The 13,144-nt window shown below is 40.7% G+C and carries 14 protein-coding genes; 10 read left to right on the forward strand and 4 right to left on the reverse strand.

Annotation, left to right across the window (positions count from 1 at the left end; translation table 11 throughout):
- Positions 1 to 35: 35 nt before the first annotated feature.
- Both rlmA and HWQ47_RS11260 read left to right on the forward strand, forming a co-directional pair.
- The gene (gene rlmA, locus HWQ47_RS11255) at positions 36 to 848 is read left to right on the forward strand and encodes a 23S rRNA (guanine(745)-N(1))-methyltransferase (RefSeq protein ID WP_269971207.1); all 813 of its coding nucleotides are present in this window, start codon (positions 36 to 38) and stop codon (positions 846 to 848) included.
- Between the two features lie 254 nt (positions 849 to 1,102).
- Positions 1,103 to 1,309: a cold-shock protein gene (locus HWQ47_RS11260; protein ID WP_012155714.1), complete on the forward strand. Its 207-nt coding sequence runs from the start codon at positions 1,103 to 1,105 to the stop codon at positions 1,307 to 1,309.
- A 570-nt stretch (positions 1,310 to 1,879) separates the two neighbouring features.
- On the opposite strand, the gene HWQ47_RS11265 is transcribed toward HWQ47_RS11260, so the two are convergent.
- The 4 genes from HWQ47_RS11265 to HWQ47_RS11280 form a co-directional block, all read right to left on the reverse strand.
- On the reverse strand, positions 1,880 to 2,779 hold the full coding sequence (locus tag HWQ47_RS11265; RefSeq protein WP_269971208.1) for an ABC transporter ATP-binding protein: 900 nt from the start codon (positions 2,777 to 2,779) through the stop codon (positions 1,880 to 1,882).
- Entirely contained in the window at positions 2,776 to 3,588 is an 813-nt protein-coding gene (locus HWQ47_RS11270; RefSeq protein WP_269971726.1) for an ABC transporter permease subunit, read from the reverse strand. Before HWQ47_RS11270 ends, HWQ47_RS11265 begins: the two co-directional genes overlap by 4 nt.
- Before the next feature lie 212 nt (positions 3,589 to 3,800).
- Positions 3,801 to 4,460, reverse strand: a complete 660-nt coding sequence (locus HWQ47_RS11275) for a YceH family protein (RefSeq protein WP_269971209.1) — start codon at positions 4,458 to 4,460, stop codon at positions 3,801 to 3,803.
- 111 nt (positions 4,461 to 4,571) lie between these two features.
- Positions 4,572 to 5,411, reverse strand: a complete 840-nt coding sequence (locus HWQ47_RS11280; protein ID WP_269971210.1) for a CvfB family protein — start codon at positions 5,409 to 5,411, stop codon at positions 4,572 to 4,574.
- A 392-nt stretch (positions 5,412 to 5,803) separates the two neighbouring features.
- Between HWQ47_RS11280 and speA the strand changes: the two genes are divergently transcribed.
- The 8 genes from speA (at position 5,804) to HWQ47_RS11320 (ending at position 13,100) form a co-directional block, all read left to right on the forward strand.
- The gene (gene speA, locus HWQ47_RS11285) at positions 5,804 to 7,717 is read left to right on the forward strand and encodes a biosynthetic arginine decarboxylase (RefSeq protein WP_269971211.1); all 1,914 of its coding nucleotides are present in this window, start codon (positions 5,804 to 5,806) and stop codon (positions 7,715 to 7,717) included.
- Positions 7,718 to 7,790: 73 nt separating this feature from the next.
- Positions 7,791 to 8,720, forward strand: a complete 930-nt coding sequence (locus tag HWQ47_RS11290; protein WP_269971212.1) for an adenosylmethionine decarboxylase — start codon at positions 7,791 to 7,793, stop codon at positions 8,718 to 8,720.
- An 18-nt stretch (positions 8,721 to 8,738) separates the two neighbouring features.
- Positions 8,739 to 9,668, forward strand: coding sequence for an agmatinase (speB, locus tag HWQ47_RS11295; protein WP_269971213.1), 930 nt, complete (start codon positions 8,739 to 8,741; stop codon positions 9,666 to 9,668).
- A gap of 37 nt (positions 9,669 to 9,705) precedes the next feature.
- Positions 9,706 to 10,347 (forward strand): pyridoxamine 5'-phosphate oxidase, encoded by a 642-nt coding sequence (gene pdxH / locus HWQ47_RS11300; RefSeq protein WP_269971214.1) that lies wholly within the window; start codon positions 9,706 to 9,708, stop codon positions 10,345 to 10,347.
- A 254-nt stretch (positions 10,348 to 10,601) separates the two neighbouring features.
- Positions 10,602 to 11,177 carry a YceI family protein gene (locus HWQ47_RS11305; RefSeq protein ID WP_269971215.1) on the forward strand — a complete coding sequence of 192 codons (576 nt, stop codon included), beginning with the start codon at positions 10,602 to 10,604 and terminating at the stop codon, positions 11,175 to 11,177.
- A 128-nt stretch (positions 11,178 to 11,305) separates the two neighbouring features.
- Positions 11,306 to 11,656, forward strand: coding sequence for a DUF3802 family protein (locus tag HWQ47_RS11310; protein ID WP_269971216.1), 351 nt, complete (start codon positions 11,306 to 11,308; stop codon positions 11,654 to 11,656).
- 98 nt (positions 11,657 to 11,754) lie between these two features.
- Positions 11,755 to 12,120: an STAS/SEC14 domain-containing protein gene (locus tag HWQ47_RS11315; RefSeq protein ID WP_269971217.1), complete on the forward strand. Its 366-nt coding sequence runs from the start codon at positions 11,755 to 11,757 to the stop codon at positions 12,118 to 12,120.
- A 110-nt stretch (positions 12,121 to 12,230) separates the two neighbouring features.
- Positions 12,231 to 13,100 carry a putative ATP-dependent zinc protease gene (locus tag HWQ47_RS11320; protein WP_269971218.1) on the forward strand — a complete coding sequence of 290 codons (870 nt, stop codon included), beginning with the start codon at positions 12,231 to 12,233 and terminating at the stop codon, positions 13,098 to 13,100.
- Positions 13,101 to 13,144: the final 44 nt, after the last annotated feature.

A 13,144-nucleotide genomic window follows, 5' to 3' on the forward strand; every position in this document is an offset into this window, starting at 1 on the left:
TAGCCTAGTTTATCTACAATTCGATGGAAGAGATAATGAAATACCTGTGCCCAATATGTAAGCAAACCTTAACGTTACAAGAGAATACTTGGTATTGTCCAAGTAACCATAGGTTTGATTGTGCTAAAGAGGGGTATGTTAATTTGTTGCCCGTGCAGAATAAGGGCTCTAAGGATCCTGGTGACAATAAAGAGATGATGTTTGCTCGAAGAGAGTTTTTAAACAAGGGGCATTATCAGGGGTTAAGCGATCGAATTAATGAACTTGCATGTTCACATGGTAAGGATGCACGAATCGGTTTAGATATCGGTTGTGGGGAAGGCTATTACAGTCATCGTTTGCAAGAGGCTTTGTCAGAGTTAGGTGAATTTAAACTGTTGGGGTTAGATATCTCTAAGTCGGCATTAAAGTATGCTTCTAAGCGATATAAAGCGATCGATTTTTGTGTTGCCAGTGCCTTTGAAATGCCGTTTGCAGATGAAAGTTTCGATCTTATGTTGCGTATTTATGCGCCCTCTTTAGATGAAGAGCTTAGGCGTGTCATCAACAAGGGTGGGATATTGATTACCGCTTCAGCAGGTAAGCATCACCATTTTGCGCTGAAACAGTTAATTTATGCTGATCCTAAACCGCACATGAGTGAGAGCAGTCATATTCAAGGATTTGAGCTATTGCACCGTGAAAATTTGGAATCGATAATGATTTTAGAAAATGAAATCGATATCAGTCACTTTCTCAACATGACGCCCTACAGTTGGAAGCTCACCGACGAACAGAAATCCAAGCTGGTGACTGAAGGGCTTAAATGTGAATTAGACTTTAAAATTGAGGTCTTTAGGGCGGTTTAAAAGACCGTTTTTTTTGTTACTGAGCGCTATTTTTTGCTTTGAAGTAAATCAATCCCAAGCTTCAGATAACTCAGTAAAAAGATAATTCACCGTTGACATACCCCCAGAATGATTTATAGTAGTTGCAGCTCGAAATTTGCATTTATTTCATGTTCCAATACGATTTGTTCGTCCTGTTAACATAAGAAATGTCGGCATTTTCAAGCTCTACTGCCGTTATAGGCTATATTTTATTAAGTTACAGGATTTATATCATGTCTCAAGTTACTGGCGTTGTTAAGTGGTTCAACTCTGATAAAGGTTTTGGATTTATCGAGCAAGAGTCTGGTCCAGATGTTTTTGTTCACTTCCGTGCAATCAACTCTGACGGTTTCAAAACTCTTGACGAAGGTCAGAAAGTACAATTCACTGTGACTCAAGGTCAGAAAGGTCCACAAGCTGAGAACGTTACTGTCGTTTAAGCTTATGCCTTTGATTAGCTTATAGTTAATCCTAAAGAATTCTTAAGAGCTGCGATTTATCGCAGCTTTTTTTTGTGTCAAATAAACTGATATTTTTCTTCACTTAACCTCTTCATATTATACCAATTATATTAAGTATCTGTTCATTCAGCGGGAATTCAAAGCGCTGAATGTCAGGTCTATTTATTGCTCCTCGGTATTTGTTCCTGACAATGCTCTACCTCCTATATCCCTATAATCGTGCAATATAGACATGTACCACATCTGACCTTCATGGACGGAGGAAATGTCTCATTTTGTATGGAACAAAATAAACCATGTAGTCGTATATCTAAATCATTCAACGCAGTATCCAGGACTTTGAAACCCGCCCTGCGGGAGGCTCTCAAATATTCCACTTCTGTTTTGACTTAAAAAGGAGTAATCATTCTTTCATCAATGGGCCTTGTATTGAAAACTTGAGCGCCTCTGAATTGATGATATATTTAATGTAATTGGTATAGAAAGGCATCACAAAATGTGATGCCTTTGAAAGTGCATGAATAGCCAATATCGGTTGGTATTATAGGCTTAAGAGAACAACTTATCTTCCAAGCTTCTGCCTTTAAGTATGGCCCTATATCGCCAGTCATTGTGTGAAAATAATTGAAATAATTGTATTTCAAGGTTAATAACATCATCGGCAGAATAGTGAATTAAGAATTCATTTTCCTGCTTTTGAGTGACGGAGTTCACTCCATTCAACGCTGAAATTTCATCGATAAACTGTGTTATATCGCAAGTTTGCATTGAAACTGTAATGTATTCATCGATCAAGTTTTCTTGTATGGAAACCGAACGGCCTAGTTTGCCTTGATCTAGATAGATAACTTGATCACAGAGCTTCTCTAATTCATCCAAGTTATGTGAACTGATGACAAAAGTGATAATGCCTGAAAGAGACTTAACCAGATCTCGAACAACTTTGGCGTTAGCTGGATCGAGGCCTGCCGTGGGTTCATCAAGTAATACCAGTTGAGGAGAACCAATTAATGCCTGTGCGATAGAGGCTCGCTTACTCATACCATGGCTTAACGATTGTGGCTTTTGTTCACTGACATCACTAAGTCCGACTAAGGTGAGAACTCTCATTCCTTCGTCTTTCGCTGCCTTTGCTGACAGACCTTGCAAGGTGCCAAATAAGATAAACTGACTGATTAAGTTGAGATTAGGATCTAAGGTGGCGTCTTGAGGCAGAGAAGAAACCTTGCCGAGTAAATTGGCACTGCCTGGCTTTTCTCCCATGATAGTGACGGAGCCTGAGCTAGGTAAAAGGTAGCCACACAGTAAACTAAATAAGGTTGTTTTACCTGCGCCGTTAGGACCTACGAGCGCAATAGGGGAGCCGGCTTTTAGTTCAATTGTTACCTTATTAAGGGCTTGTTTACTGCCATAAGATTTACTTAATTGTTCACATTTAATCAAGCTCATAGTGAACTCCTCTTCATAAAGTTACGACCCAAGAATAGCAGTACAGCGGCTTGAACTAATGGGATTGGGGCATAGGCAAAGCTTCCTACCCCTTGGGTATTGATCATCATACTGAGCTGAGCTCCGGGAAGTACCCACTGCAGAAGTTCTGCAAGATAAGGGAGTTGGCTATTAATAATGGCGATAATGATTGCACTTATTGCCCAAAAAAGAATGGCGTAAATAGTGGCTTGTCTGGCTGTGTTTGCATACAAAGAGAGGATGGCCATCATGGCGGTATAGGGCAGTAAAATAATAAACAAATTAATGAACACTAAGGCTCCGGAAGTTAATGCTGGCAGCAGAAGTGACATATCTCTAGATATCGCCAATATGACAGTGGCAAGTATTGTCAGTATCAGCAATAACGACTGGATTAGCATGTGACCTGTAAATCGTCCGAAAAAGATACTGTCGCGACCTGTTCGTAAAGTCAGGAAGCGGAACGTTCCTCTGTGTTTATCTGAGGCGAACTGATCTGCCGATACGAAGATGCTAAATAGCGGAAATAAGTAGAGCGCCGCTATCCAGAATATCGCCATCTCGGCGACTTCCCATTTAAACAGCTCATTAATTGAACTCTCGCCAAACATGGCGCTAATCAGTTGTTTGAACTCTTCTGTTAACAGAAAACTGGAGGCACTGCTGATAGGATAAAGAAGGATCAATAACCATACCAATGCAAAGGCGAACAGTGAGATTAAGCCTCTTGGATTAAAGAGGAGTTTTTTGAGTTCAAATTTTGCCAGTATAAGTGTGTTTCTCACCATACTGGGTGTTGTGTGAGATTCCAAAGTATTCCCTTATTGTTTTTACGCTGATGTAGACACGATATGAGTGAGTCTTAGCTGCCTAAATCTGGGGGTGGTGTTCATTTATGGACAAGTAGTGGGTAAAACAGTTCCATATCGTAACGTAATATGACGATAGGATGCCAGTTTACCTGTTTGCTTAATCTAGCTGTTATGAGCTTAAGAGCACATTATTCAAGTAGATCTTGGAGCGCGTCGGTTAAGCGTTTCACGTTTTGCTCCAGTACGCTGACTCTTGCAGATAACACTTCTATCTCGGTGTTATCTTGAGTTGCTACGGTTTTATCTGCTCTATTTTGAGTGGATAAAGAGACTGACTCTCCTTTGATCTGATCTGACATTAACTCTTCAAAACAAGAGTCGCGTCTTCCTGGTTCTTTTGGCAACTGATGAATCAAAGCGGGATCTTTTTGCATAAGCGAAATAAGGGCATGATCCACCTCACTTAGCTCACTGAATTGGTGTAAACGGCCGCTGCGAGTTTTTAATTCGCCAGGTGTCTGGGGTCCCCTAAGCAATAACAAGCAGATAATAGCAAATTGAGCAGGGTTGAATTGAAGATCGCTAAATTCAGTATTACAAAACCGGTGTTTATACTTAGTGACTCGAGAACCAAAACCAGTTTGGTCTGTGACAAGTCTTTTCTTTATTAATGAGTCGATAGCCGCCTGAGTGTCAGCTTCCGTTATTGACATAACTGGATCACGGCTTGATTTTTGATTGCAGGCTAACATGAGCGAGTTGAGCGATAAGGGGTATTGATCTGGAGTGGTGATCTCTTTTTCAAGCAGACAACCAATGACTCTAGCTTCCTGAAGCGATAAATTCATTTTTGATGATCCATAAAAAAAGCATGACTTTGTTATAACAGAGTCATGCTTTTAATCAAAGGGGGTAATGCTAGATATCACCCTACTGCTTGATAACTAACCAAACTCCCTTTAATCTTGGTCAACCAATCTGATTCCATCGATAGCGATGGTGATCTGTTTGGCTTTATACAAACCACCAATGCTCTTCTTGAAAGCTTTCTTACTCATAGATAGCTTGGCGTATATGGTATCTGCATCAGTCTTATCATTTAATGGTAGAAAACCACCCGCTTGTTTAAGCTTAAACATGATCGTAGTTGAATGCTTATCAAGCTCTTCCTTGACCCCTTTTTGCAACATAAGGTCAATTTTGTCATCAGAGCGAACTTGTTTAACGAAGCCTTTCATTCGTTGGCCAAAGCTCAGTGTACGGAACACTTCATTCTTAAAAATTACGCCCCAATGACTGTGATTAATTATCGCCTTGTAACCGAGATCCGTCGTCCCACCAATAATGAGATTTACCTCTTCGCCTGCATCATAAGGTGGTGGTGCTCTGTCGAGAAATCTATCGATTTTTGAAGAGGCGACGATGCGGTCATCGACGTGACTTTGGTAGATGTAGACAAGGTAAGAGCGGCCTTCCTCTATTTCACGGTGCTGTTCCCCAAAAGGAAGTAATAAGTCTTTGTCTAAACCCCAGTTTAAAAAAGCACCAAATTGTCCAGTAGAGACGGCTTCTAAATAGGCAAACTGGCCGACTTCAGCTAAAGGTTTACGTGTGGTAGCAATGAGCTTATCTTCTGAATCCAGATAGATAAATACCTCTAGCATGTCGCCTAAGTTACACCCTTTTGGCATGACCTTGGTCGGTAGCAGTATTTGACCTAGTTCCTGTCCATCTAAATAAACGCCAAATTCAACGATTTTAACGACTTCAAGTGTGCTGGTTTTGCCTATCTGTATCATGTGATTCTCAATTGCTGACGGTATATCTTCGATTGCGGATTATAGTGGAAAAAATGCCAATAATCTTGCGATGATTTAGTGCTAATGTCAGTTTTTGCTTAAAAATGGCGTATTAGCAGCCACATTTAAAAAATTCCATGTTAATGTTGGCCCTGTTATTCGTAAACTTAACAGTGGTTATGCGATAAATTAGTCTTGCATAATCATCGTTTGGGGTGTTTAATTGCGCCCCATTTTTATTGGTTTAATGACTGTTGCCTCAATCTGTTACTCAGGTTGTAATTGAGACTGAGTGAGTTAATAAAGGTCACTGGCACTGGTCCTTGGTCTAAATCGATGTGAACTAATGATGAATTAGGTTACGTCCTATGACTATTTATAGGTTTAATGATATGAGTAATTGGTCTATTAATGATGCTCGCACAGGGTATAACGTTAATTATTGGAGTCAGGGGCTCTATGGCATCAGTGACGAAGGTGAAGCTACTGTTTCGCCTGATCCATCTCGACCTGAGTGCAGTATCGGACTCAATGAACTGGCAAAGGATATGGTTAATTCAGGTGTCGCCCTACCTGTGTTGGTTAGATTCCCGCAGATTTTGCATCACAGAGTCAATAGCGTATGCCAGGCGTTCAACCAAGCAATACAAAAGTATCAATATCAAGCGGACTATCTGTTAGTTTATCCTATTAAAGTCAATCAACAGCAAACGGTTGTTGAGGAAATTTTGGCAAGTCAGGTTGAGAAAGAAGTACCTCAATTGGGCTTAGAAGCAGGCAGTAAACCTGAGTTGATGGCCGTATTGGCTATGGCACAGAAAGCGAGTTCAGTGATCATCTGTAACGGATATAAGGATATTGAATATATCCGTCTTGCATTGATTGGTGAAAAACTCGGTCATAAAGTTTATATCGTGCTCGAAAAGCTGTCTGAGCTTAAAACGGTACTAGAAGAATCTAAAAAACTGGGCGTAACGCCCCGTCTGGGTTTACGCGTACGCCTTGCGTTTCAAGGCAAAGGAAAATGGCAAGCCAGTGGTGGTGAGAAGTCTAAATTTGGGCTTTCAGCTTCGCAGGTATTAACTGTAATTGAGTCTTTAAAGCATGAAGATATGCTGGACTCTCTGCAATTATTGCATTTCCATTTAGGCTCTCAAATTGCTAATATTCGTGATATTCGCCAAGGTGTGAGTGAAGCGGGGCGTTTTTATTGTGAGCTGCAAAAGCTCGGTACTAACGTTAAATGCTTCGATGTCGGTGGTGGACTTGCTGTCGATTATGACGGTACCCGCAGTCAGAACTCAAGTTCGATGAACTATGGCTTAACTGAGTACGCAAATAATATTGTCAGTGTGTTGACCGACCTTTGCAACGAATACGAACAGCCGATGCCGAGAATTATCTCAGAATCTGGCCGTTATCTGACAGCGCATCATGCTGTATTGATCACTGATGTTATTGGTATAGAAGCTTACAAACCTGAAGATATTCAACCTCCATCTGAAGATGCTCCGCAGTTATTGCAGAATATGTGGCAATCTTGGAACGAGATCAGTGGCAGGGCAGATCAACGTGCTTTAATTGAGATTTACCACGATTGCCAGAGCGATTTGACGGAAGTTCACTCCCTGTTTGCTTTAGGTCAATTGAGTTTAACTGAGCGTGCTTGGGCTGAGCAGGTAAACTTGAGGCTTTGTCATGAGCTTCAAGGTGTGATGAGCAGTAAATATCGCTTCCACCGTCCTATTATCGATGAATTGACAGAAAAGTTAGCCGATAAATTTTTCGTTAATTTTTCTTTGTTTCAATCTCTACCTGATGCTTGGGGTATCGATCAGGTGTTCCCGATCATGCCGCTTTCTGGTCTTGATAAAGCGCCAGAGCGTCGTGCTGTGATATTGGACATCACCTGTGATTCCGATGGCACCATAGATCAATATGTTGATGGCCAAGGCATTGAAACGACACTGCCAGTACCGGCATGGAGTGCAGAGAGCCCTTACCTTATTGGCTTTTTCCTTGTGGGCGCATACCAAGAGATTTTAGGTGATATGCATAACCTATTTGGGGATACAAACTCTGCAGTTATTCGCTTAGATGATGATGGTCGTACTAACATTGAGTCGGTATTAGCCGGTGATACGGTGGCAGATGTGCTGAGATACGTTAATTTAGATGCCGTATCATTTATGCGCACTTATGAAGAGTTAGTGAACAAGCATATTCAGGAAGATGAGAGAGCACATATACTTGAAGAGCTGCAATTGGGCTTAAAAGGGTATACCTATCTTGAAGATTTCTCATAAAAATTAATTATATACTCTATCGTATCTAGATAAATCAGGCCCGTTAAGGGCTTGATATTGGGTAAGCCTACAGATGTTTTTTGAAGGGTCAGAAAAAAGAGTAGAAGTACGAGTATCGACTTCAACAAATTCGTTACGTCTTCTCGATGATAAGTTTTGGGTTGACGTGGTAGCCAGTGCTAATGCAGAAATACTCTCGAAAATGAGTAATGAGTTCTGTGATGCCTATTTACTTAGCGAGTCTTGCTTATTTGTCTGGGACGATAAGTTGTTAATGTTGACCTGTGGTAACACAAGGTTAATTGATGCGGTGATCTTATGTGTCGATAAACTGGGGCTGTTAGCGATAGCTTCTGTCACTTACCAACGTAAGAGTGAATACCTTTCCCATTTGCAAGCCAGCTGTTTTAGTGAAGATCTTTTACGACTTAGGTCTAAATTGTCCGGTGCTGCATATCGGATCGGTCATTTAGATACCCATCATCATTATCTCTTTGCTACAGAAACGGTTTGTCCTGCGCTTGTGCCAAAATCCAATAATGAGCTGCTTATGTACCATATAAAAGGGGCGGTGGCTGATTATCTTAGGAGTGACAGGCAGAGTTGTGAACAGATCCGCCAGATGTTAGGACTCGAAGCATTATTTCCGAGTTTTACCTTTGATGATCATTTGTTTAGTCCCTTCGGTTACTCAATAAATGGCCTGTGGGAGGATAAATATATGACTATTCATATTACTCCTCAGGAGCAGAGTTCTTATGTGAGCATTGAAACTAACTTGCACTCGGAACTAATAGTGTTCAATATATTCTCCGCTCTGTTGAATAAATTAAACCCTCAAAGCTGGGATGTGATTAGTTTCAATAGCGAGGTAGTGACAGATGGTTTTCCACCTTATTTTTCGGTGGCCAGCTGTATTCTGCCAATTAACGACAATGATACGGTACAGTTCAATCAATATCAGCAGTTAAAAAGTGAAGTGCTGCTGCCTGAATTGTTATAACAATATTACGGAGGTTTTATGACCACAATTGCTGACAAGCCCGATTACTCTCTTTATTCCAATGCATTTGGTTATTTAAGACAGCCATTAGATTTCAATCCAATAAAGAGCGATGCTGATGTTGTTGTTTTAGGTTTGCCGTTCGACATGGCAACGACTGGACGTTCTGGTGGGCGCATGGGCCCTGGTGCAATACGTCAAGCATCGGTTAACCTTGCTTGGGAAGAGACGCGTTGGCCATGGGATTTTAAGCTAAGTGAACACCTAAAGATTGTTGATGCGGGCGATCTGGTTTATGACTGTGGTGATTCGGCTGATTTTACTAAAAGAGTTGAAGACTTTGCTACGGCTATTGTTGAGTCTGGCAAAGCCATGCTTAGTTTCGGTGGTGATCACTTCGTGACTTTGCCGTTGCTTCGTGCTCATTATAAGACACACGGCAAGATGGCTTTATTACATTTTGATGCTCACACTGATACATACAGTCAAGGTAGTCAGTATGATCACGGCACCATGTTTTTCCACGCGCCAAAAGAGGGCATAATCGACGCAGATCATTCTATCCAGATTGGCATTCGTACCGAATATAATCGTGATGATCATGCTTTTAAAGTGATCGATGCTGCGACAGCCAATGATCTGAGTGCTGATGAGATAGTTGCTCAAATTATCGAACGAATTGGTGATTTGCCACTGTACATTACTTTTGATATCGATTGTCTTGATCCTGCTTTTGCGCCTGGTACTGGAACACCAGTGTGTGGCGGCTTAACCAGCGATAAAGCGATGAAGATCATTCGTGGTCTTGCTGGCGTAAATGTCGTTGGGATGGATGTTGTGGAAGTAGCACCTGCTTATGATCATGCTGAAATTACAGCATTAGCTGGGGCGACATTAGGCCTTGAGATGTTGCACATTTGGGCTGAAGCACATAAACGTAACAAATAACCTACTGCTTGTTCCTATGGATTAAGGATAGAGAAAAATGTCAAAGCTGAGTGATGTCAGGCGAGAATATTCTTTAGGGGATCTTCACCGAGAAGTCCTTCCTGATGATCCTATGAGTTTATTCTCTAAGTGGATGGAGGAGGCGAGAGACTCTGAGTTATTGAGTGATCCCACCGCCATGTCCGTTGCGACGGTAGATGGAAATGGTCAACCTTTTCAAAGGATTGTTTTGCTAAAAAGGTTTGATGAAGAGGGGTTTGTTTTCTTTACCAATCTAGAAAGTCGAAAATCACAACAGATAGCACATAACTCCAAGGTGAGTTTATTGTTTCCTTGGCATGCTCTAGAGAGGCAAGTCGCGATTACTGGTGAAGCGGAAGCATTATCGACAGCAGAGGTGCTCAAGTATTTCATTACTCGGCCAAAAGAGAGTCAGATAGCAGCTTGGGTCTCTAAACAATCAAGTAAAATATCTGCGAGGCAAGTCCTCGAGAGCAAATATGCAGAAATGAAGGCTAAGTTCCATCAAGGAGAAGTGCCTTTGCCTAAGTTTTGGGGCGGCTATTTAGTCAGACCCTCAAGCATTGAGTTTTGGCAAGGGGGTGAACGTCGATTGCACGATCGTTTCATCTATTCAAAAGAGCAAGCTAACTGGGATATCTCAAGGCTTGCACCTTAATTCCTAATTAACAAACTTAAAGGAGGGACGGTGAAAACAGTCCCTCCTTTCCATTGCCGTCATTGTAGCGATTTCATTCTTACTGTTAGAGTATTCTTCCTGCCAAAAGTGACTATACCAATTACATTAAATATGTAATTGGTATTACACAAGCCAAGCTTCACTTTTATTTAGCTGCATTCCCATTTACATTCTGCTAATTAGATTTATATACTGTGAGCCACATCTCCTCAGTTATATTTTAAGGAACAGATATGAAACGAATAGTTATAACACTTATTCTCGGAACGCTTAGCTTCATGACTTCGGCTACCCCATGGATAATTGATAATGAAGCTTCTGACATTAACTTTATTACAACAAAGAAAGTTAACTTTTCAGAAGTGCATGAATTTACGTCTTTCTCTGGTAGTTTGAATAGTAAAGGGGGGTTTGAACTTGCTATTGATCTGGCGAGTGTATGGACCAATGTTGCAATCCGAGATACTCGAATGAGAGAGATGTTGTTTGAAGTTGCTTCTTTTCCCAAATTAATGCTTAAGGCTAACATCTCAATGGTTGCATTAGATAAGATAAACATCGGTTCTAGTGCGAAGATGAAAGTCGATGCTAATCTATCTTTTCATGGTAAAACACAAGCAATTCCAATGACGGTGAATGTTATTAGGCTTAATGAGAGTGAGCTTATAGTGGTGAGTGTTCAACCTGTGATAATTAATGCAGAACAGTTTGGTCTTTCAAGGGGGGTTGAAAAGTTACGAGAGATAGCTGGACTGACTTCTATTGGACATTCAGTACCCGTATCTTTCATATTGGACTTAACCCGTTAAGTGTTTTTGGTAAAAAAAGTCATCGTTAACCATTAAACTTGTTAATAAAGCTAAATAAAAGCCAATTAAACTGGCTAATGAGCATGGCATCAACCATGCTCTAATTGAGCATAAAAACAGAGGCTAAGATGGTTACCGACAAAGAGGGATATATGCACCTTGTCCAATACCTCACCGAGCACTTGTCGCTCTTTGAGGATAAGAGCAATGAGTCCTTGACTAATGATACGGTACTGGAGTTATTTGAGGCGCAACTCGCTGCTCAAATCATTATGGTGTGCGGGCAGAATCCGTCACTAAATTTTGCTCAAAGAAATAAGGTGATAAGGGAGGTCGATGCGATTGTTTATGATCTTGAAGAGATTTTAGGGTTTGTTGCTAATCAAAAAGTGACACCAGAGCAAATCTCATTTATCACAGAGTTTTCAGGTTTGATAAAAAATCTTTTTGACCATGAAATTGCCATCTTACTTGCTTAATTCTTGTTGAGTTTAAACAGATACTTATACTTATTTAGAATAAAGACAACGTCACTTTTTTATTCAGGATTCGCTACTTATTGAGCAAGGAGCACGTTATGCTTGAGTTGTTACACGGTTTTGACCATGACACCGTTGCTATCCGAGCATCGGGAGTTGTGACAGGCAAAGATTATGATCAACAATTAATTCCTATTATCGAGGATAAGTTGAAAGATCATGCGAGTATTAAGCTTTGGTACGAGTTTGACGACAAGTTCGAAGGCATAACCGTTGGCACACTCTGGGATGATGCTAAAATAGGTTTGTTTCATATGACTGATTTTTATAAGGTGGCTATCATTACCGACAGCCAATTAGTGGCGGGTATGGCCAATGTGTTAGCTTATATGCTCCCATGTCCAGTTAAAGTATTTGAACAAAGTGAGGCCTTAGATGCTTCTCATTGGATGAAAGAAACCTAAAGCATTATAGACTCCCCTTAATCAAAATTAATCAACCGACTCAGTGTCGGCTTTTTTGTTTGTTTGTTAGAATTGGCACAAATGCATTATCTCTACGAATAGGAACAAACATGGTTAAAGTTATAGGCTTTTGTTTTTTATTGCTTACAAGTGCTTCTTGGGCTGGAGATAAAGCCATCATAGGAGCATCTGCCAATATGTCAGTTAGCGAAACTGGATTGAATTATCAAGCAAGAATCGATACCGGAGCGGGAAATACCTCATTACATGCTTATGATCTTGAGATTGAAGGTGGCAGTGCGAAAAAAATGAAGGATAATGTTGGTAAAATGCTCATGTTTACCACAGAAAATGAAGCGGGTGAACAGAAGCGTCTTAAGGGGGAGATAGTTAAAACTTCGACTGTAAGTAACTCTCAGGGGCGTGAAACACGTTATATGGTTGAACTACATATAGGTGAGAATGGTCATGAGAGAAAAGTAAAAGTGAATCTTAGAGACCGTAGCCATATGGATTATAAACTCTTGATAGGCCGTAACTGGCTTAATGGGAGGTATATAGTTGATGTCTCGGATAAAAAGGTGATAGGGCCCGTTGCTTCGATCAGCATTATCGAGACGGGGATGATGTTCAAAACACGAATTGATACTGGTGCGGTTGAGAATTCACTGCATGCCGTCGACCTTCATGTTGAAAACGGCGTGAAAGATATGGACAAGAATTTAGGTAAGATGTTGAGTTTTACAACCGAAAATGAGAAAGGTGAGACTCAACGTGTTCATGCAATGATCATTGAGACATCATTGATTCGTAATGCTCAAGGCAGTGAGGTTCGTTATATGGTTGAGCTTAATATCGGTGAAAAAGATCAGGAATATAAGGTCAAAGTAAACCTTAGAGATAGAAGTAAAATGAGTCATAAGCTGTTAATTGGACGTAACTGGATCCAAGGTCATTATTTAGTCGATGTGTCACGCTAGTTCCTCATCTATGAGATAAAAGATGCTTTGGCATCTTTTATCTC

This window comes from Shewanella sp. MTB7 (assembly GCF_027571385.1).
GTDB lineage: Bacteria > Pseudomonadota > Gammaproteobacteria > Enterobacterales > Shewanellaceae > Shewanella.